At 51.1% G+C, this 20167-nt stretch carries 26 protein-coding genes and 1 pseudogene; 25 read left to right on the forward strand and 2 right to left on the reverse strand.

The genetic code is table 11. The features are described 5' to 3' along the window. Positions 1-11 precede the first annotated feature (11 nt). The 8 genes and pseudogenes from LI015_RS18005 to kdpB form a co-directional block, all read left to right on the forward strand. Positions 12-1532 (forward strand): ABC transporter ATP-binding protein, encoded by a 1521-nt coding sequence (locus LI015_RS18005; protein ID WP_227125921.1) that lies wholly within the window; start codon positions 12-14, stop codon positions 1530-1532. Then, a complete protein-coding gene (locus tag LI015_RS18010) occupies positions 1513-2616 on the forward strand; it encodes an ABC transporter permease (RefSeq protein WP_002572848.1) in 1104 nt (367 codons plus the stop codon). The genes LI015_RS18005 and LI015_RS18010 overlap by 20 nt, the downstream gene beginning before the upstream one ends. Before the next feature lie 3 nt (positions 2617-2619). Beyond that, positions 2620-3525: an ABC transporter permease gene (locus LI015_RS18015; RefSeq protein WP_002566759.1), complete on the forward strand. Its 906-nt coding sequence runs from the start codon at positions 2620-2622 to the stop codon at positions 3523-3525. Between the two features lie 70 nt (positions 3526-3595). Next, the gene (locus tag LI015_RS18020; protein WP_227125923.1) at positions 3596-4363 is read left to right on the forward strand and encodes a GntR family transcriptional regulator; all 768 of its coding nucleotides are present in this window, start codon (positions 3596-3598) and stop codon (positions 4361-4363) included. A 6-nt stretch (positions 4364-4369) separates the two neighbouring features. Then, entirely contained in the window at positions 4370-5140 is a 771-nt protein-coding gene (gene deoD, locus LI015_RS18025; protein WP_227125925.1) for a purine-nucleoside phosphorylase, read from the forward strand. Between the two features lie 22 nt (positions 5141-5162). Further along, positions 5163-6104, forward strand: a complete 942-nt coding sequence (locus LI015_RS18030) for a nucleoside hydrolase (protein ID WP_117626773.1) — start codon at positions 5163-5165, stop codon at positions 6102-6104. Positions 6105-6397: 293 nt separating this feature from the next. Then, positions 6398-8149 carry a potassium-transporting ATPase subunit KdpA gene (kdpA, locus tag LI015_RS18035; protein WP_117626774.1) on the forward strand — a complete coding sequence of 584 codons (1752 nt, stop codon included), beginning with the start codon at positions 6398-6400 and terminating at the stop codon, positions 8147-8149. A gap of 15 nt (positions 8150-8164) precedes the next feature. After that, positions 8165-9514 (forward strand): annotated as a pseudogene (gene kdpB, locus LI015_RS18040) (potassium-transporting ATPase subunit KdpB); the annotation flags it as partial. Positions 9515-10054: 540 nt separating this feature from the next. Here kdpB and LI015_RS18045 read toward each other — a convergent pair. Then, positions 10055-10426 carry a helix-turn-helix domain-containing protein gene (locus LI015_RS18045; protein ID WP_151189888.1) on the reverse strand — a complete coding sequence of 124 codons (372 nt, stop codon included), beginning with the start codon at positions 10424-10426 and terminating at the stop codon, positions 10055-10057. 195 nt (positions 10427-10621) lie between these two features. On the opposite strand from LI015_RS18045, the gene LI015_RS18050 reads away from it, so the two are divergent. Both LI015_RS18050 and LI015_RS18055 read left to right on the forward strand, forming a co-directional pair. Next, a complete protein-coding gene (locus tag LI015_RS18050) occupies positions 10622-10858 on the forward strand; it encodes a hypothetical protein (RefSeq protein ID WP_007863142.1) in 237 nt (78 codons plus the stop codon). Positions 10859-10872: 14 nt separating this feature from the next. After that, positions 10873-11088, forward strand: coding sequence for a hypothetical protein (locus LI015_RS18055; RefSeq protein ID WP_007863140.1), 216 nt, complete (start codon positions 10873-10875; stop codon positions 11086-11088). Here the strand turns inward: LI015_RS18055 and LI015_RS18060 are convergent. Beyond that, positions 11081-11461 (reverse strand): hypothetical protein, encoded by a 381-nt coding sequence (locus LI015_RS18060; RefSeq protein ID WP_007863138.1) that lies wholly within the window; start codon positions 11459-11461, stop codon positions 11081-11083. The genes LI015_RS18055 and LI015_RS18060 overlap by 8 nt on opposite strands. A 134-nt stretch (positions 11462-11595) precedes the next feature. On the opposite strand from LI015_RS18060, the gene LI015_RS18065 reads away from it, so the two are divergent. The 15 genes from LI015_RS18065 (at position 11596) to LI015_RS18135 (ending at position 20053) form a co-directional block, all read left to right on the forward strand. Further along, on the forward strand, positions 11596-13557 hold the full coding sequence (locus tag LI015_RS18065) for a Mu transposase C-terminal domain-containing protein (RefSeq protein ID WP_007863136.1): 1962 nt from the start codon (positions 11596-11598) through the stop codon (positions 13555-13557). A gap of 24 nt (positions 13558-13581) precedes the next feature. After that, on the forward strand, positions 13582-14544 hold the full coding sequence (locus LI015_RS18070; protein WP_007863134.1) for an AAA family ATPase: 963 nt from the start codon (positions 13582-13584) through the stop codon (positions 14542-14544). Between the two features lie 13 nt (positions 14545-14557). Then, complete coding sequence (locus LI015_RS18075; protein WP_002595631.1) at positions 14558-14827, forward strand: hypothetical protein; 270 nt, start codon at positions 14558-14560, stop codon at positions 14825-14827. A gap of 127 nt (positions 14828-14954) precedes the next feature. Further along, entirely contained in the window at positions 14955-15350 is a 396-nt protein-coding gene (locus tag LI015_RS18080; protein WP_002595630.1) for a hypothetical protein, read from the forward strand. Further along, entirely contained in the window at positions 15334-15510 is a 177-nt protein-coding gene (locus LI015_RS18085) for a hypothetical protein (RefSeq protein ID WP_002595629.1), read from the forward strand. Before LI015_RS18080 ends, LI015_RS18085 begins: the two co-directional genes overlap by 17 nt. A gap of 148 nt (positions 15511-15658) precedes the next feature. Further along, complete coding sequence (locus LI015_RS18090; protein WP_007863132.1) at positions 15659-16144, forward strand: Gp49 family protein; 486 nt, start codon at positions 15659-15661, stop codon at positions 16142-16144. Further along, positions 16125-16397 (forward strand): hypothetical protein, encoded by a 273-nt coding sequence (locus LI015_RS18095; RefSeq protein ID WP_002595627.1) that lies wholly within the window; start codon positions 16125-16127, stop codon positions 16395-16397. Before LI015_RS18090 ends, LI015_RS18095 begins: the two co-directional genes overlap by 20 nt. 92 nt (positions 16398-16489) lie before the next feature. After that, a complete protein-coding gene (locus LI015_RS18100; RefSeq protein ID WP_007863130.1) occupies positions 16490-16729 on the forward strand; it encodes an AbrB/MazE/SpoVT family DNA-binding domain-containing protein in 240 nt (79 codons plus the stop codon). Further along, positions 16726-17358, forward strand: coding sequence for a hypothetical protein (locus LI015_RS18105; RefSeq protein ID WP_227125927.1), 633 nt, complete (start codon positions 16726-16728; stop codon positions 17356-17358). Before LI015_RS18100 ends, LI015_RS18105 begins: the two co-directional genes overlap by 4 nt. A 48-nt stretch (positions 17359-17406) precedes the next feature. After that, positions 17407-17901 carry a regulatory protein GemA gene (locus LI015_RS18110; RefSeq protein WP_007863126.1) on the forward strand — a complete coding sequence of 165 codons (495 nt, stop codon included), beginning with the start codon at positions 17407-17409 and terminating at the stop codon, positions 17899-17901. Next, entirely contained in the window at positions 17885-18208 is a 324-nt protein-coding gene (locus tag LI015_RS18115) for a Mor transcription activator family protein (RefSeq protein WP_007863125.1), read from the forward strand. The genes LI015_RS18110 and LI015_RS18115 overlap by 17 nt, the downstream gene beginning before the upstream one ends. Positions 18209-18301: 93 nt before the next feature. Further along, complete coding sequence (locus tag LI015_RS18120; RefSeq protein ID WP_002570877.1) at positions 18302-18667, forward strand: hypothetical protein; 366 nt, start codon at positions 18302-18304, stop codon at positions 18665-18667. Positions 18668-18672: 5 nt separating this feature from the next. Beyond that, positions 18673-19011, forward strand: a complete 339-nt coding sequence (locus LI015_RS18125) for a hypothetical protein (protein ID WP_007863124.1) — start codon at positions 18673-18675, stop codon at positions 19009-19011. Next, positions 18996-19568, forward strand: a complete 573-nt coding sequence (locus LI015_RS18130) for a phage protein Gp27 family protein (RefSeq protein WP_227125930.1) — start codon at positions 18996-18998, stop codon at positions 19566-19568. The genes LI015_RS18125 and LI015_RS18130 overlap by 16 nt, the downstream gene beginning before the upstream one ends. A gap of 2 nt (positions 19569-19570) precedes the next feature. Then, positions 19571-20053: a transcription termination/antitermination NusG family protein gene (locus LI015_RS18135; protein WP_007863121.1), complete on the forward strand. Its 483-nt coding sequence runs from the start codon at positions 19571-19573 to the stop codon at positions 20051-20053. Positions 20054-20167 lie beyond the last annotated feature (114 nt).

The raw sequence follows: 20167 nt of genomic DNA on the forward strand, positions 1-20167 counted from the left end.
AGGAGGAAGATATGGACGCAATCAGAATGATTGGAATCGTCAAATGTTTTGGGCCGGTACGCGCCAATGACGGGATTGATCTCATCGTGGGACAGCAGGAAATCCACTGCCTCCTGGGTGAGAACGGAACTGGTAAGAGCACTCTGATGAATATTCTCTTCGGGCTGTACCATCCGGATGCGGGAGAGATATTCATCAATGAAAAAAAGGCCGCCATAGCCAATCCCAACGATGCCTATGCCCTGGGAATCGGAATGGTTCATCAGCATTTTATGCTGGTGAATCAGCTGACGGTTCTTGAAAACATTATTTTGGGAAAGGAATCCGGAGGATTGTTCCTCAACCGGAAGGAAAGCCGGAAAAAGGTGGAGGAGCTGGTGGAACGGTTCGGATTCAGGATTGACCTTCAGGAGAAGGTGGTGAACCTGTCCGTGGGCATGAAGCAGAGGGTGGAGATACTTAAGACCCTGTACCGCGGAGCGGACATCATTATCCTGGATGAGCCCACCGCGGTTCTCACGCCCCAGGAGGTGGACGAGCTGTTTAAGATTCTGCGCCAGCTAAAGGAAAACGGCAAGACCATCATATTCATCACCCATAAGCTGAATGAGACCATGTCCCTGTCTGACCGCATTACAGTCATCAGGAAGGGGAAGGTGGTGTTCCGGTGCGACACCAGCTCCACCAATGAGAGGGAGCTGGCCACCCAGATGGTGGGCAGGCAGGTGGAGAACATCGTGGCAAAGAGGGGACAGAAAACCGGCCAGGCCGTTCTGGAGCTGAAAGGTGTGCGCCTTCATGAGAGGGCCGGGGAAACCGTCAGCCTGAAGGTCCGTGCCGGAGAAATCCTGGGCATTGCCGGGGTGGATGGCAACGGGCAGCAGGAGCTGGAGGAAATGATCGTGGGAAACCGCAGGGTCAGGGAAGGCGAAATTTTTATAAATGGAATTCCGGTCCAGAACATGGCTGTCAAGGACAGGAAGGCCATGGGCCTGGGATACATCCCATCGGACCGCCATAAGAATGCCATGATTTCCAGCTTTTCCATTACAGAGAATTTCCTGCTGGGCTATCAGGAAACACCGGAGTATTGCAGGAAGGGTTTCATTGATTATGAGAGGCTGAGACAGGATGCAGAGAAACAGGTAGAGGAGTTTGAAATCAAGGTGGCCGGTGTGGACCAGGAGATAGGACAGCTTTCAGGCGGCAACCAGCAGAAGGTGATACTGGGAAGGGAAATCAGCCATGATCCCGGGCTGGTGGTGGTGGCCCAGCCTGTGAGAGGTCTGGATATCGGAGCCATTGAGAGGGTGCATAAGACACTTCTTCAGTTAAAGGAGCAGGGAAAGGCAATCCTGCTTATATCGGCAGAGCTTTCAGAGGTCATGAACCTGAGCGACCGCATCGCTGTATTCTACGAGGGAGAGGTCAGCGCCCAGTTTGACAACGGGGAGTATACAAAGGAAGAAATCGGACTGTTCATGGCAGGAAAAAAACAGGAGGTGCGGGCTCATGAAATGGAACAGCAATAAGAACGCCCAGGCAGACGGAGGTGACCGGACAGGTGAGAAAGCCCGGACCGTTGGAAAAATCCGTGGCGGCAGGCACACAGCGGAAATAGGCAAATCCCTGGCATCCATAGGGCTTGCGCTTCTGATAGGAGCCCTTTTTATCCTCCTGGCAGGGGAATCCCCTGTTAAAGCCTACGGTTCCCTGATTCAGGGAGCTCTGGGCACACCGCAGTCCCTGGCCAATACAATCAGCAAGAGCATTCCGCTGGCCTTTACAGGCCTGGCCGTGGCCATGGGTTCCAGGTGCGGTATGTTGAATATCGGTGCAGAGGGCCAGCTTCACGCAGGAGCCATGGCCAGTGTCATCACCGCCCTTTACTTTAGCGCGCTCCCTGCTCCCCTGCTGCTTGTAATCAGTATCCTGGCCGGAATCGCGGCGGGCATGCTTGTGGGCAGCGTTCCCGGCATTTTTAAGGCCAGATTCAGCACCAATGAAGTAATCGTGGCCATTATGCTGAACTATATCTGTACTCTTTTTACATCCTATCTGGTAAATGGGCCCTTTAAGACAGAGGGTTCCACGGCCCAGACTGAGCTTATAGCCGAGGGAATCTGGTTCGGAAAGCTGGTGCCCAGGACCCAGCTCACCTATGCACTGTTCCTGCTGCTCTTTGTGGCGGCAGCCATGTACATATTCCTGTGGAAGACATCGGTGGGATACCAGCTGAGGGCAGTGGGAGCCAATCCCTCTGCCTCCGGAACAGCCGGAATCCGTGTCAACATGTTTCTGATTATGTCCATGACCATCAGCGGAGGAATCGCGGCCCTTGCGGGCATTACAGAGGTGTTTGGAAAATACCACCGCTTTATAGAGGGTTTTTCCCCATCCTTCGGCTTTACGGGAATCGCCGTGGCCATATTGGGAAGGAATCATCCGGCCGGTGTGCTTTTGACCGCATTGCTTTTCGGAATCATGGATATGGGGTCGCTGCGAATGAGCCGCGAGACCATGGTAAGCACCAACATGGTGACGGTAATACAGAGTCTGGTGATACTCCTGGTAGCGGCTCCGGAACTGATTAAGTGGAGCAGAAAGAGAGGATGACATATGGATATGATTAATAATTTTATCGGACTTACCCTTCAGCTTTCAGTGCCCATTATATTGGGGGCCCTGTGCGGCACCATCGCTGAGCGCGGGGGCATCATCCTCCTGGGTGTGGAGGGAATCATGCTCATCGGCGCGTTTGCCGGGGCAGCCGGTTCCTATGCAGCCGGATCAGCCATGGCCGGGGTGCTTCTGTCCGTGGTCCTGGGCGGTATGATTGGCTGGTTTTATGCCCTTTTCTGTCTGAAATGGAAGGCCCACCAGTCAGTGGTAGGTGTGGGCATCAATCTTTTTGCCAGCGGTATCACGGCCGTAATGTTAAAGGCAATCTGGCAGACAGAAGGAATGTCGGAATCCGTTCCCTCCATTTCCAATCTGACCATACCCGGCCTTTCCGGTATTCCGGTTATCGGGGCCTTGTTTAAAGACCAGTCCCCCTATCTCTACGCTATGTTCCTTATTGTGGCTGCGGTGTGGATTGTGTTTTATAAGACCAAGTTCGGACTCAGGTACCGGGCCATTGGAGACCAGCCCTACGCGGTTCAGACTGCCGGTGTGCAGGTGAACCGTTACCGTTACATTGCCATGATAGCCGCAGGAAGCATTGCAGGGCTGGCAGGTTCCTACCTGTCCATTTCCCAGAACAACCTGTTTGTGGCGGATATGACGGCAGGCAGGGGCTTTATGGGACTGGCAGCCAACATTTTCGGCGGATGGCAGCCCCTGGGCTCCATGGGAGCCGGAATGATATTTGCGGTGGCCCAGGCAGCCAGATTCTATCTGACGGATGCGTCTGTCCCGTCCCAGTTTGTCCAGATGCTGCCCTATGGGGTGACGCTGCTGGTACTGCTGTTTGTGGGAAAGAGGGTGAAAGGTCCGGAGGCACTTGGCAAATTGGTGGATTAGTTCTATACTAATCTATAGTGAGCTATAGTGAGGACTGCCCGCCGGGCGCGCGAAAGGAGCAAGCAGACCTGTGAAGGACAATGTGATAAATGAAAAGAATGTAAAGATACCGTTGTATGTGACTGCCTATGAGACCATCAGCCAATGGCTGAAAGAGGGAAAGTATAAGGCTGGGGATAAGCTGCCTGGAGAGAACATCCTGGCAGAACAGCTTGCAGTCAGCAGAGGCACATTGCGGCAGGCCATGCTGCTTCTTCAGGAGGATGGTTTAATCATAAACCATCAGGGAAAGGGCAACATTGTGCTTTCCAACCAGGATATGAGCAAAAGCGGGCTGGAGAAGGTGGGAAATCCCATTGTGGATTTCTGCAGCAGGCCCATTGATAAGGTGGTGACCGCCATAGGGTTCCAGCCGGCCACCCAAAAGCACCAGCAGGTGCTTAAGCTGCGGCCCTCCAGCGTGGTGGCGGTCATTGACATAACCTACTACTGCGGTGATATGCCGGCCGGCTTTGCCATGGTGTATATGCCTCATGAGGTACTTGACAACAGCGATGTGGACCTGGAGAATCCAGATACCGTTTACCAGTATTATACCGGGCTGCTGTCCGAAGGCGGCCTGTACAGCGATGCCAAAATCCGGCTGGGACAGGCCAGGGAGCGTCTGGCAAATATACTGAACATGCAGGAGGGAGACCCAATCCTGATTCTGGAGGAGGTGCTCTATTCCGAGTATGATACGCCTGTCCTGTCCCAAAAGCTGTTTTTTGGTTCCGAGCAGCATGAGCTGAGCATACGAAGAAAGAATGACAGGAATATAATAAAGAAATCGGAGTAATCAAATATGAAAACATTCCATAATGAAGCGGGACCAGGACAGATTGGCAAGGTTGTCCTGATGCCGGGTGACCCTTTGCGCGCAAAATACATTGCAGAGACCTATCTGACCGACGTATTCTGCTACAACCGGGTAAGGGGCATGAATGGATATACAGGATATTATAAGGGTAAGAAACTATCGGTCCAGGGCAGCGGCATGGGCATTCCCTCTATGGGTATCTATGCGTACGAGCTCTATCACAATTATGATGTGGACACAATCATCCGGGTGGGGACCGCGGGCGCGATTCACCGCAATGTGGAGGTGGGGGATTTGGTGCTGGCCATGGGCTGCTGCACCAACTCTAACTTTCCCTCCCAGTACCATCTGCCGGGAACCTTTGCACCCATAGCGGATTTCGGCCTTCTGGAGGCCGCTGCGGCCCATGCCAGAAACAGCCATACCCCCTTCCGGGCAGGGAATGTATACAGTTCGGATGTGTTCTATGAGGACTGTCAGGGAGAAAAAGGACAGTGGGAAAAAATGGGGGTTCTGGTCCAGGAAATGGAGACATTGTCCCTCTACTGCACAGCGGCAAGAGCAGGCAGGAGAGCGCTCAGCATGGTGACTGTGGGGAGCAGCATCCACCATGACAGGGCTCTTACCAACGAGGAACGGGAGCAGAGCCTGGACAGCATGATCCGGTGCGCCCTGGAACTGGCGGCTGAGGCAGCAGAGGCGGCAGAGAAAGCCGGGACAGCAGACAGGATACTGGCGCCGGGATATACCGCATGACATAATGAAAGAGGAGAGGCAGATGAAGGTTTTACTGGATGTGGATACAGGTGTGGATGATTCCATCGCCCTATTATACGCGCTTTTTAATCCTGAGATAGAGATAGTGGGCATATCTGCGGTGTGCGGCAATGTAGAGGCATGGCTGGCAGCGGAGAATACCATGAAGATACTGGACCTGGCAGGAGCGCCCGATATACCGGTGGCAGTGGGGGCGGAGAAGCCATCCTGCCGGGAATGGGACGGCCGGGTTGCCTTTATACACGGCAAAAACGGGCTGGGCAATGTGGAATTACCTCCCAGCCGCCGCAGTACAAGAGACGTGGACGTGAGCCGGTTCCACATGGATCTGGCTGAGCAGTATGGGGGAGAGCTTATGGTCATCACCCTTGGCCCTCTGACCAATATAGCCCGCACCATTAGGGAATATCCCGGTTTTGTGCATAAGGTAAAGGGCCTTGTGATGATGGGCGGTACCCTGACCATGCGCGGAAATGTATCTCCTGTGGCCGAGGCCAATGTGGCCTGCGATCCCCAGGCCTGCGACCAGGTGTTTACCTCCGGTATGGATATCACGGTAGTGGGACTGGATGTCACCATGAGGACAAGGCTTAAAATGGAGCATCTGGACTGGCTGTCGGGCTGCTGCAAGCCGGCCTGCCGTCCGGCAGTGGATTATATGAGGCAGGCCATGGTCCATTATCTTAGGGGAAACCAGACCCAGAACTACTGCATGGGTGACTGTCCTCTCCATGATCCCCTGGCTGTTATGTGCGCCGTGACGCCCAGCCTGGTCCGTACCGAGAGCAGGAAGGCCAGGGTGGAGTGCGGCGGCTCCTATTGCAGGGGAATGATTGTGACGGATCTGAGGGAGCACCCGTTCCAGGCGGAATACGTGCGTTTTGCGGTGGAGGTGGACAGTGAGAGGGCTGTCAGGGAGCTCATGTCGGTATTTTGGGAATAATGGAATAAAAAATATTGTGATAAGCTGCGGCTGCATCCATGTATATCGCATACATGGGTGCAGCCGCATTATGTTTTTGCGACAGAGGACGGAGCGTATTTCTTTTATATTAACATTATATTTATACAAAGCAGCCAGCTCCCATATGGAATCTTTATCACCATCTGTGATACCATACCCCTATCTTGAAAAGAGGAGGAATCATCCATGGCATTACTGTTAGGTATCATAGGAATAACCGCGGTTATTATACTGGCTTACCTGGTAATCATTTTATTGAGAGGTGATAAACAATGATGAATGTGGCGTTGCAGATGATAATTTACTGTGTCATACTGGTAGTGTTAGCAATACCCCTTGGGTCCTATATGGGAAAGGTGATGAACGGGGAGCGGGTGTTTTTGTCAAGGCTTCTGCTGCCTGTGGAAAACCTGATTTACAGGGTCCTGAGGATTGATAAAGAGGAGGAGATGGGCTGGAAGAAATATTCCGTGTGCACAGCCGTATTCAGCGTGATGAGCCTGGCGGTGCTCTGGATCATCCTGTGCTTTCAAAACCTGCTTCCCCTTAATCCCCAGGGAATGGGCGGAATGAGCTGGCATCTGGGCTTTAATACGGCCTCCAGCTTCACCACCAACACAAACTGGCAGGCCTATTCAGGAGAGTCCAGTCTGAGCTATTTCAGCCAGATGATCGGGCTGAATTTCCAGAATTTCGTGTCTGCCGCTGTGGGAATTGTGGTGTTGTTCGCATTGATCCGCGGATTCGTCCGCGTGAAGGAGAGGGGACTGGGAAACTTCTACACCGACATGACAAGGACAGTCCTTTACATACTGATTCCGCTGTCAGTGGTGGTATCTCTTGCCATTGCCTCCCAGGGTGTTCCGCAGACCTTTAAGCAGTACGATGAGGTACAGCTGGTGGAACCGGTGGTGGTGGAACAGGAGGACGGCACCGCCGCAGAGGTCACAAAGGGAGTCGTTCCTCTGGGACCGGCTGCCAGCCAGATTGCCATTAAGCAGCTGGGAACCAACGGCGGAGGTTTCTGGGGCAACAACTCGGCGCACCCCTTTGAGAACCCCACTCCGTTATCCAACTTATTTGAAATGATTTCCCTGCTTCTCATACCGGCGGGCCTGTGCTTTACCTTTGGCAGGAATGTGAAGGACAAGAGACAGGGCGTGGCGGTGTTCCTGGCCATGTTCATCATGCTGGCGGCAGCGCTGGCCATTGTGGGCTGCAGTGAACAGGCCGGCACCCCCCAGATAGCCCAGGACGGCGCGGTCTATATGGGGACTGAGGGACAGGCAGGCGGTAATATGGAAGGTAAGGAAACCAGATTTGGCATAGCCACATCCGGGACATGGGCTGTATTTACCACGGCTGCTTCCAACGGCTCGGTCAATTCCATGCACGACAGCTACACGCCGTTTGGCGGACTTGTTCCTATGCTGCTGATGCAGCTGGGAGAGGTGGTATTCGGCGGTACGGGCTGCGGGCTCTACGGTATGCTGGGGTTTGCCATCCTTACAGTGTTTATAGCGGGGCTGATGGTGGGGCGTACGCCGGAGTACCTGTGCAAAAAGATAGAACCCTTTGAGATGAAGATGGCTGTGCTGGTCTGCCTTGCGACCCCTGTGGCCATCCTGGTGGGCAGCGGTATCGCCACGCTGCTTCCGTCCACCCATGACAGCCTGAATAATCCGGGAGCCCATGGATTGTCAGAGGTCCTTTACGCGTATTCATCCGCAGGCGGCAACAATGGTTCCGCATTTGCAGGATTTAACGCAAATACGCCCTTCCTGAATGTGAGCATCGGACTGATTATGCTGTTTGTAAGGTTCCTGCCCATGTTTGCCACCCTGGCCATTGCAGGCAGTCTGGCGGCAAAGAAAAAGGTAGCAGTCAGCTCCGGCACCCTTCCCACCCATAATGCCATGTTTATCTTCCTTTTGATTTTCGTGGTACTGCTGGTAGGGGCCCTCAGCTTTTTCCCGGCCCTGTCACTTGGCCCGGTGGCTGAGTTTTTCCAGATGATAGCATAGGGAGGTCAATGAGACATGAATGAACAAAAAAAGAGTATATTTTCCAATCATGAGATTATGTGCAGGGCCCTTAAGGATTCCTTTATTAAACTGAATCCAAGGACCCAGATAAAGAATCCGGTCATGTTTATGGTTTTTGTATCCGCCATCCTGACCTTTGTGATGTTCCTGTTTTCTCTGGCAGGTATCAGGGACGCTGCGCCGGGTTATATACTGGCCATATCCGTCATCCTCTGGTTTACGGTTTTATTCGGTAACTTTGCGGAAGCCATAGCAGAGGGAAGGGGAAAGGCCCAGGCAGATGCCCTGCGTGCAGGCAGAAAGGATACCATGGCATCCAGGATTCCTTCGGCTGACCGCAAAAGCGAGGCCGTCAGGGTGAAATCCACGGAACTGAAAAAGGGGGACCTTGTCTATATTAAGGCAGGGGAACAGATACCGGCAGACGGCGACGTGGTGGAGGGCGCCGCGTCGGTGGATGAGAGCGCCATTACCGGCGAGTCAGCTCCTGTAATCCGGGAAAGCGGCGGTGACAGAAGTGCCGTCACAGGAGGCACCACGGTTATATCCGACTGGATCGTGGTGCGGGTCAGCAGCAATCCGGGCGAGGGCTTCATGGATAAAATGATTGCAATGGTGGAAGGAGCTTCCCGCAAAAAGACCCCCAATGAGCTGGCACTGCAGATTTTTCTGGTGGCATTGTCTATTATCTTTGTGCTTGTTACCATGTCCCTGTACTCCTATTCCGTGTTCTCCTCCGTGGAGGCAGGAGCAGCCAATCCCACATCCATCACCAATCTGGTAGCGCTTTTAATCTGTCTGGCGCCCACTACCATTGGCGCTCTGCTGTCTGCCATCGGTATCGCGGGAATGAGCCGCCTGAACCAGGCCAATGTGCTGGCCATGAGCGGCAGGGCCATTGAGGCGGCCGGAGACGTAGATACCCTTTTGCTGGATAAGACGGGTACCATAACACTTGGAAACCGCCAGGCAGACGCCTTTATTCCGGTGGACGGCCACAAGGAAATGGAGCTGGCAGATGCGGCCCAGCTGTCATCCCTGGCAGACGAAACTCCTGAGGGACGCAGCATTGTGGTTCTGGCAAAGGAGCGCTTCGGAATCCGCGCAAGGAATATGGAGGAGCTTCAGGCCTCCTTCGTGCCCTTCACTGCCAAGACCAGGATGAGCGGCATTGACTACAATGGAAATGAGATCAGAAAGGGCGCGGCTGACGCCATTAAAGCCTATGTGGACCGGCATGGAGGCGCGTTCAGCAGGGAATGCGAGGACATCGTAAAGCGGATTGCAAACCAGGGAGGAACACCTCTTGTGGTGGCAAAGAACGGACGCGTTATGGGTGTGGTTGTAAGTTTTCATGTAGAATGCAAAGTAGGCCAACCTCGACCCCTTATAGACCCTTAAAACTCCTTACATGGTCAGAAAGCTCATGAAATGGGGATATTTTAGGCTTAACGGACTATAAATAGGCTTAGAGTTTTTATGTAAGTTTAATGCCAACTTGAAAAATTAGAATGGTCAAAATAAATAGATTTGCCAGAAATATTGAAATCAAGATAGGGGTTTTAAAATACCGTTTAAAAGCGTTTAAAACCTTTTTAAAGAAATTGTGTAAAGTACTTAAAACTATTGATTTTATGTTGTTTTTTTGTTTGAACGGTTAAAAACAGAACCTTTTAAAAGATATATATGAGATATACAAATTTAAAATTTTAATGCCAACCTTAATGCCAACTGAATATATTCATCAAAAGAGGAGCAGACCGTTATTGCTAGGAAGCTCCTCTTTTGTACGCCAGGGGCAAACTGGCATGGTGGTAAATGCAATTAAAATATATCACTCTGTATGATGGAAGTCAATTTGTAAAATGTTGTCATATTGTTCGATTATCCGACCTTGGCGGAATTTTTTGCCTGTTCCATACGATCTAATTCTTCATAGATAATAGTATGGACACGATGCTGACCACGACGATCAAGTTGGCTATATGTGCTAATCAGCTCCTCTTGATCAACACTCAGTCCCTTATCCGTAGAGGGTTCATCCATCCCTGTTAATATCCAATAGCATGAAAATAAATTATCCTTTTTTGAATATTTCATTAATTCGATGATTGCCTCCATAGGTAATCCGCGCTTATTATTTTCAATTGCGCTTAGAGCACCTTGAGAAACACCTATCAATTGTGAAAAATCCTTCTGATTCATTGATAAAATAGTACTTCTTACATATTCTAAACGTTCTCCTATTGTCCCCACAGTGACATCCTCCGAATTCAAAACAATATATAATAATTCAAAATAGTATTGACTTTATTCAAAATAGAATATATACTATTTGTAATAACGTTACATTGAATTATAACACGTTAGAATATAACCGTAAACGTTATTTTGTAACAAACTAACAACAAACGGGAAAAGAACTGCTACAATACCGGGTAAAGGAGGCTGATGAATTTGAAAAATGAAAAGATTACAAGTATAGCGGAGTTCCGCCGTTGGGTACGGATCCAAGTAGCAGGGCAGGAAATGTCTCAGGCGGAGCTGGCGCGGCAGATGCAGATACCGGCTACGCGGATTAGTGAGGCACTGCATGGAAGGATGTCGGGAAGAAAGTACATAATTCCAATTATTGAGAAGCTGGGTGGAAACGTGGAGGATTTTGAAGAGTTATTAAAAGTCATTTGAAAAAGGAGCTCAAAATGAAAGGATGCTATAAGGAATTAGAACAGGCGGGTATTTCAACTGAGGGTGCCAGGACAATCATAGGAACATTCCTTTATTACTATCTGGACGCGGCACAGTATAGTGTTGATGAGTGCTTGAGGTATACAAAAGCCTGGCTAAATATATGCAGGCGGGATTTATTGGAAGAATATCAAAAAGCTCAACCCCGCCTTTGTGAAATGCTTATGTAAATGCTATGAAAGCATAGTCACGAAAGAATGTATAATCATCTTCTGGTACGCTATACAGTTGTTGCCCTTCATTTTGCAGATATGCCACAGAGTGCGCAACGGCGGCCTTAAATCCGACAAGTACACGTGGATCGGAAAAGGAAAACAACTTTTCATAAAACTGTTCATCATCAGGAAAGGATGAATACATCAAGATATCCACAAGATTCATTATAGGATTAGCAAATGTAAACGCCAAATTTAAAGGTACAGGAAGCCTATCTTTTAGAGTCACTTCCAGAAACGCACAGCGTTCAGAAAATTTAGGAACCATGAATAGTTGATGGGCGAGATGGTCAAGGCGTTTAGAAACTTCAACAGCAGTTATGTTCATAACGATACCTCCATTTTTCTTTAAGTATAGCACAATAAAGAATTATGGAACAGTCGAAACAGAGACAACCGCTCCGTCATGCAGAGCCAGCCTCCTGCATTTGATGATGACAGGCTATAGGTGGTGATAAGGATATGGGACAGATGCTGACTGCAAAGCAACTGGCAGAAGTAAAAGGCTGTAGTTTTCAATATATTCAAAAAAAGATAAAAGAAGGAAAGCTCCAGGCTGTAGAAACGGTCAACAGCCGGAACCGTAAGGTCTACCAGATTCCGTTGGAATCCTTAGACGAAGAGCTCCAACAACGCTGGTATCAAATGCAGAAGGAGCAGATAGCTGAGGGAGCCGTCCCGGCGGATCAGGAACCAGAGCAGGAGCAACCTGACCGATATTCAGAAGCGGAACGGAAGGAAATGGATTTCTGGATAGGGCTGATTCGGAAGTGGCAGGAATACCGCTGCATGGCCCCGAGCGGTTCAAAGGCGGAGGTGGATCAGAAATTTATCGCCTGGTGCAGCCTGGAATACCCAGACCGGAACATTTCCCTCGATATCCTTTATCGGAAGTGGAAATCTGTCCGGGAGGATGATCTGAGCGGGTTGATTGACAAGCGTGGAAAATGGAGGAAGGGGAGCAGCGCTATTAACGAAACCGTTTGGCAGGCGTTTCTCTATTACTACCTGGACGAGAGCCAGCACCCAATCCAGAAATGTCTGGAGTATGCAAAGATGTGGATTCGTGAAAATCAGCCGGAGCTGTACGCGGATATTCCAAGCTATTCTGCTTTTTATCGGAGACTGAATAATGAGGTTCCGGAGGGCGTGAAGGTATTGGGACGTGAGGGCCATAAGGCATATAATGATCGCTGTGCTCCACACATTCGTAGGATTTACGAGGACATTGCCAGCAATGAGTGGTGGATTGCGGATAACCATACATTTGACGTGATGGTAAGGGATAAGAGCGGAAAACTCCACCGGCCTTATCTGACGGCCTTCCTGGATGCCAGAAGCGGCATATTTACCGGATACCATATTACATACAATCCCAGTTCAGAGGCTACACTGATTGCCCTCCGGAAAGGAATCCTGAACTACGGTATTCCAGATAACATTTACGTAGATAATGGCCGGGAGTTCCTGACCTTTGATATCGGAGGGCTGGGGCACCGCAGAAAGAAGCCTAAAAATGGCGAGGAGCGGTTTGAACCGCCTGGCGTGTTCAAGCGGCTTGGAATCAACATGACGAATGCCATCGTCCGGAACGCAAAGGCCAAGATTATTGAGCGCCGGTTCCGCGATGTCAAGGATTCCCTGTCAAGGCTGTTTGATACTTATACGGGAGGCAGTGTGGTTGAAAAGCCAGAACGTTTAAAAGGCGTTTTAAAGAAGGATAGAATCTATTCAGATGATGAGTTTCAGGAATATGTCGAGGCAGTGATTGACTATTATTTCAACCTTCAGCCCTATCATGGGGCAGTCCCGGCAGACCATGGAAAACTCAAAATGGATGTATTTAACGAACATCTGATTAAAAAACGCACAGCCACGGCAGAAGCCCTGAATCTCATGCTTATGCGCAGCAGCCGTGCACAGACCGTAGGCAGGCGAGGGGTACACCTGGATATTGCCGGAGGGCGAATTGATTACTGGAACGATGATTTTGTCCATCTAATGCTTGGCAAGAAGGTGTATTTCAGATATGACCCGGATAATCTAAGCGAAGTACGGATTTATGACCTGGAGGACCGTTACATTATGACGGTACCAGCGGATAATGAAGCAGTTCTTTCCTATAATGCCAGCAGAGAAGATGTCAAAGCAGCTATGGCAAAAACCCGGAGGCTGGAAAAGGTTGCTAAGGAATATATTGAACATGCTGTCCTGGCAGATTGTGACAAGGTAACAGCCATGGAACTGGTGCTGAAGGAAGCACAATACAATAAAGAGAATTACCAGGGCAAGGCCAACCCCAAGGTGATAGAGGTTCAGAGGGCAGACGAGGAACCAGCATTTAAGAAGGTGGTTGGAGGTATCAATCTGGACCGAATGATCCGGAATGCGGAAATCAGACATGAACAGGAAAAACAGAGATAAGGGACAGACAGGGAGGTAAATGCAATGAGTAAAGAGTATAACGTAAAATTACAGAAGAAGCTGGAAGATTACCTGGAGGCCGAGGGCCTAAGCCAGGCAAAAGCAGCACCGATCCTGGGGATTAGCGCGGCAGTACTCAGCCAGTACCGCCGAAGCGTCTATGACAAGGGCGATATTGGGGAGGTCGAGAAAAAGCTGGAAGAATTCTTCCGGATCAAGGAAGAACAGGGCCAGAACAGCCGGAAGGCGGAGCCCTTCCGAGCCAGCCTCCAGGGATACATCCCTACATCCATATCGGAAGCGGCCTACAAGTTGATCCGCTACTGTCAGCTTGAGAAGGGGATTGTGGTTATTGACGGAGACGCCGGAATCGGGAAAACCAAGGCAGCTGCCAAGTTTCTTCAGGACAACCCATCCACCACGGTATACCTGAAGGCGGCCCCCAGCACTGGGACATTAAGAAGCCTGTTGAAGATGATCGGGAGGACGTTGAAACTGCCGGAGAACCAGCGGACGGAAGATTTGTCCCTTGCAATCCAGGACAAGCTGAAGGAGACGGATAAAATCATCATCATTGATGAGGCCCAGAACCTAAAATTCATGGCTCTGGAAGAGATAAGGGGCTGGGTGGATGAAGATCCTCTTACGGGGAAGCCGGGAATCGGCATCGTCCTGATCGGTAACGTAGAAGTATACAATAAGATGCTGGGCAGACAGGAAGCCATCTTTTCCCAGCAGTTTAACCGGACCCGGCTCCATGGCCGGTACCGGACTACAGACATCAAAAGGGAAGATGTGGTCAAACTGCTTCCCGCATTGGAAGAACGTAGGATGACGAAAGAGATTGACTACCTGCACAGCATCAGCCGAAGCAAATGGGGAATCCGTGGAATGGTCAATGTGTTCCGTAACGCGGTAAATGATGAGGATGTATCAATGGCTGGACTTGAGCGGGTGGCCGGTACCATGGGAATCAGGTTTATATAGGAGGGGAACAGGCATGAAGCGTTTGAATGAAAAAGTGATAATGATGGTAAGAGGACTTATGATCGGGAGCAGCATGGCGGCAGTACTAACAGTTTTAGTGATGGGGGGCAAGCTTGGAATATGGGGATTCATTAGCGTTCTGGGTTTGATCGTTCTGGCGGGTCTGAGCGGCTGGATGATTGGATTTCAGACCAGAACGCGTCTGGATGCGGATCAGGTGTGGCTGAAGGGATATAAAGAAGGCCGCCAGGACGGATGCCTGATACCTTCACACCGGGAATAACTCATTAGTAAAAAGGGGTCTAGGCCCCTCCTTAATGCAGCCACCTGATGGTGTAGGTCACAAGCCCTGACAAATGCAGAGTGAGGAAACAAAAGGAAGAAGAAAGTATAAAAGGAGGGAGGTTAAGTTGAAGAGTCAGGAGAACCATTCCGTAAGGCTGGAGGAGTTCCTGGCCTGGGTGAAGGAATGTGAGGAGCAGTACCGGACAGCCAGTGAAGCGGTAGCCCTTGAGGACCGGCGTCTGCAGGACCTGCTGCATGAGATGGAGTTTGCGGCCACCAGCAAGGAACGGAGCCGTGTGGCAACGAAGCTCTCCAGGAGCCGGAAGCTTCGCAGGGAACAGAAGGACATCATGAAACGGAATGAGCAGGTAGTGGAATTCTTCCGGGAACAGCCAGCGAGAGCAATCCTTAAACGGATGAATCAACTGGTGGGCCGTCAGAAAACGGAGGAACAGTACCTGGACGGGAAGCGGACATACAAGCCAAGAGTAGAAGGAGGCGGGAATGGAAAAGGAGCATAGGCCCACAGAAATGGGAAAACGATGCCTGTCCTGTCGCCACAGGCGAGTAATAGAGGACAGCAGGGGTGAGAGCATTAGCTTGTGTGCATGCGCAGTGGGAAGGAAGTACCTGAATCCGGTATGCCCCCTTGGGACATGCGGCCGGTATCTGGGATATTAAAACTTAGGCTTTTAAGGAGAAAAAATAACATGATAAAAAGGATTTTGTTTTGGGTAGTGTGGAATATTCCACTTGGAGAACTCGCTCCGTATGTTTTGGGAGTAGCGTTAAAAAGCAAACCGAAAAATTAAAATTGGAGGAAAAACATATGAAGAAATACATAGGAACCAAGCTGGTCCAGGCGCGTCCAATGACAAGAGGCGCGTATAACAGATACCGTGGGTGGGAAAACCCGGCGGATGAAAACCCGGAAGATGAAGGATACCTGATACAGTACCCGGATGGATATGTCAGCTGGAGCCCCAAGGGGATGTTTGACCACTCCTATCTGGAAGTGGATGATAACCCGCAGCTCCCATCCGGCGTGAGCATCGGACCCGGAATGGTGGAGGCGTTCATTGACCAGGTAGAGGTCATGAAGCTGGGGGAGCGCACGACCGTGGTCCGGTGCATCCTGAAAAATGGGTTTGAGCTGGTGGAATCCAGTGCCTGCGTGGACCCAAGAAACTATTCGGAGGAGATTGGCCAGGAGGCCTGCATGGAGAAGATCCGGGACCGGATATGGAACCTCCTTGGTTTCCTGCTCCAGACGGCCTGGATGGGGGTGAGAAAGGATGAAAGCACTAAGGGATGAGTTTTACTTTGAACCCCGTGTGATTGACAGCAGCGGGAAGCTGCGCTGGTATGGGGAAGTATACACCGGCAACATGCTGCTCCCGCACACGGAGGAGACCGTATACATAAGAGATAATGGCAGCAAGCTTTTTATCTATACGCTGGACAGTGACCAGATGAAGCAGGAACAGCGGATTGAAGCGGTATTCACCCTGGTCTGCCAGATACAGAAATACAGTAATAAGTGGCGGTATGGAAAAAGGAACCGCTAAGGGGCAGCCGCCCCTTCCTAATGCAGCCACCGGCTTATAGCCAGTGCGGGTCACAAGCCCTGATCAATGCAGAGTGGGAAAGGAGAAATTCCATGCAGATGAGTAAAAAAGTTACCAAAGGCGGCGGTATCACAATTCCGCGTATGCTCCGCCAGGAAACAGGAATCCTTCCGGGGGTCCCAGTGGATGTGACAGCGGATGAGGCCGGAATCCATATCGCGAAGCATGTCCCAGCCTGCCGGTTCTGCGGGACAGTGGAGGATGTGGCTGCCGTATGCGGGATGGAAGTCTGCCGGACCTGTGCCGGGAAGATTGCGGAGGTGTTCCAGTGACGGAGAAAACAAAGGAAATCAAAGCCAGGGCGGACCGTCTGGTGGAGCTGACGGCCCAGAAGGAGCGGATCCAGGCGGAGATGGAGGAAATCAAGGCGTGGTTTGAGAACCTGGCTGTCAATGACTTAAAGGACACCAAGAAAAAGACCGTGGAATACTGGGGCAGCAGCAATGCCCGGGTGGTGGTGGGAAACAGTGAAACGGTCAAGCCGGTCTCCATGGCGATGGTTAAACGGCTTTTAAATACCGTTTACCCAGACTTTGTAACGGAAAAGACCAGCTATTCCCTTGCAGCTCCGGCCAAGCGCCTGTTCACCATCGCCTATCTTGGCGCCTATACGGAAGGAACACTGGATGATACCATCCAGGCCATCACGAAGGATGAGAAGCTGAAGGGAAAGTATGAGAAGGACACGGAAAGCCTGATGAAGTCAGCCGGGCTGGACGCAAAGGAAGCCAGCGACTGGGCCTATCTGGTGTCAGAGGTGGTCAACTGGGAGTGGATGCTCCAGGTGCTGAAGGCAGCCGAATGGAGCGGGACCCCCCAGGAAGCGGTTGATATCATCAACGCGGCCGTGATTGTGGATGAGAGCCTCAAGGTGACGGTAGGAGCGGAAGAAAAAAGTTAGGGATTGTCAGCAGGCCAGGAGGCCATAGAGGAGGGGAGAGATAAAGCCATGAGAAGCATTGACCCATACCAGATGAAGCGGATTTATGCTGTTGGACATCAGTTAAGCCTTGTGGGCCATGACCATGAGGACGAGCTGCATGCGTTGGTGGCAACCATAACCGGGAAAGAGTCCGTGAAGGCCCTGAGCTACCGGGAAGCGGAATCTGTAATTGCCAGGCTTACGCAGCTGCAGGGCGGGCAGGCCCCTCCAAGGCCCCGGCGGGAACGGGAGCATCCATCGAGGCCTGGCGGGGTAACAAGCGGCCAGCAGAAGAAGATATGGGCCCTGATGTATGAGCTGGCCAAGTACGATAAAAAGCCTGGGAGTGTATCACTGGGAGACCGTCTGTGCGCCATCATCAAAAAGGAACTGGGGACGGACGCAATTGCCAGGACACCCTTTGCCTGGATTGACTTTGACTCAGGAAACAAGCTGATTGAAGTATTAAAGGGGTATGTAAAGAGCGCCGGAAGGGGGTGTAAGGATGGACCTGTTGGATAAGGTGCAGATGGAGGACCTGGATGAGGAGCAGCGTACCCTTGCCGGACTCATCGGTATAGAGGCGTTCCGGGCCCTGGTAAGGAACTATAACGGTACCCCCATTTATATCCCCAAGATAGAGAGCCTGGAGAAACCGGTGAGGGACGAACTTATACGGGAGGAGTTTGACGGAAAGAACTACCGTGAGCTTGCCTTGAAATATGGATTGACAGAAACCTGGATTCGGAATATAGTCATAGAGAAAGCCCGCGAGATACGGGCAAAGCCGATGGATGGCCAGATATCCTTAAAAGGAATTTTGTACTAAACTTCTTAAGTACTTTTTTTGAATATTGCCCCATGATGAGATACACTTGCACTAGTTTGCAGGTGTATTTTTTTTTGATTTATGAGGTTAGCGATGAATGAATGGGTCATAACGACGGTAATCACCCTGGGAATCGGGGTTGTCTCATATTTTTTGAAACGGACCATGTCCCAGGTAGACCGGCACGACACGGAGATTCGGGAGGGCCGCGAACAATCTGCCAGTAAAGAGGATTTGAAGGAGCAGACGAAAGAACTTAAGGACGATATCCGGAAAATCCGTGAGGATTATACACCCAGGGATACCCACCAGAAGGACTTTGATGAATGCCGGAAGGACATTAAAGAAATTCGTGAGAACTACCTGACCAAAGATGACTTTATCCGTGAAATCAGCAAGATGGACCGGAAGCTGGACCGGATGATGGAAATGATGATAGAAGCGGCAAAGAAAGGGTGAGTGATATGAACAGAGACGAAATGATGAAACGGATCAGAGCGGATGCATTCCCGGCAAACAACGGATCGGTCCTTACCTGTATCAACCTGCTGAACCGGAGCGGCTTCAGCCCATTGGAGCAGGTCCGGGTAGGAGTGAAAAACTGGGGCGTGGAAAAGCCGGAATTTCTGGACAGCATCCATTTCCTGAAGTTGGCCGGATACATCGAAACGCGTACCATTGAAGGCCGCATTTCTGGCGCGGATCTGGCCGACTACAATTATGACGAATTGGAAGCAAGGGCGTCGGAAAAGGGCATCCGGCTGATGCAGGGAAGTCTGACTGACGAATGTGTGAAGGTATGAGCGGCGAGAACCGGCGTCGCAGCATTGGAAAGGTAGACCGGCTTCCTCCGGAGCTAAAGGATACAGTGGAGCAGATGCTGCTGACCGGAAGCACTTACAAGGAGATTGTGGCATACCTGAAGGAAAACGGTGAGGAAATGAGCCAAATGGCCATTTGCACCTATGCCAAGAAGTACCTGGCCACGGTGGAAATGATTAACGTGGCTCAGAGTAACTTTTCAATGCTGATGGATGAAATGAACCGCTACCCGGATCTGGACACATCGGAGGCGCTTATCCGTCTGGCCAGCCATCATGTGATGAATGCCCTGACGAACGTGGACGAGGAGCAGATGAAGGAAGTGCCGGTGGATAAGCTGATTAAGGAGACTAACGGCCTTATCCGCGCAGCGGCCTACAAGAAGCGTATTGAAGTCCAGACACGGGAGAATTATGAGGCCGGACTGGAAGCGGTTAAGGGACTGGTATTCGAGGCCATGGCCAAGGAACAGCCGGAGCTGTACCGGCAAGTCAGCGCCTATCTGAACAAAAAGAAGCAGGAAGGGATGGAGGGATAGCCATGCTGTGGTATGTGGTCCAGGTGAGAACCGGTGAAGAAAGAGACATTGCCGCGAAACTGACGGACATGGGGTTCCAGACGCTGGCACCGGTGGAGAACCGTCCGGTCCGAAGCGGAGGAGCCTGGGGAACAAAGGAGTATGTACTGTTCCCCGGTTATGTGTTTCTTCAGATGGATTACAATGCCGGAAATTATTACCGGCTGAAGGCTGTCCCAGGAATCGTAAAGCTGCTGTCCGGTACCCTGACCTACCTGGAAGCAGAATGGATCCGGCTGTTGGCCGGACAGGGAGGAATACCTCTGGAGCCCACACTGGTGCGGGAGACAGAGGGGGGCCTGGAGATTGAAACAGGCATCCTGCAGAACTTTAAGAGCCGTATCATACGGATGGATAAGCGGAGCCTCAGGGCTACCATTGAGCTATCTATCTGTGGTGAGAAGAAAGAGGTGCAGCTGGGCATCCGGCTGCCAGAGGAAGTATAGGACAGACAGGAAACGCGAAGAATGCAGACGGTTGATTCGTCCCGGTGCAGGAAGCGCGCGGATATAAGGAAACGGAACCAAGCGGGAAAAGCCCGGTCGGGATGGCGAAGCCAG

It is taken from the genome of Enterocloster sp. 210928-DFI.2.20 (assembly GCF_020554465.1).
In the GTDB taxonomy this organism is placed as follows: domain Bacteria; phylum Bacillota; class Clostridia; order Lachnospirales; family Lachnospiraceae; genus Enterocloster; species Enterocloster bolteae.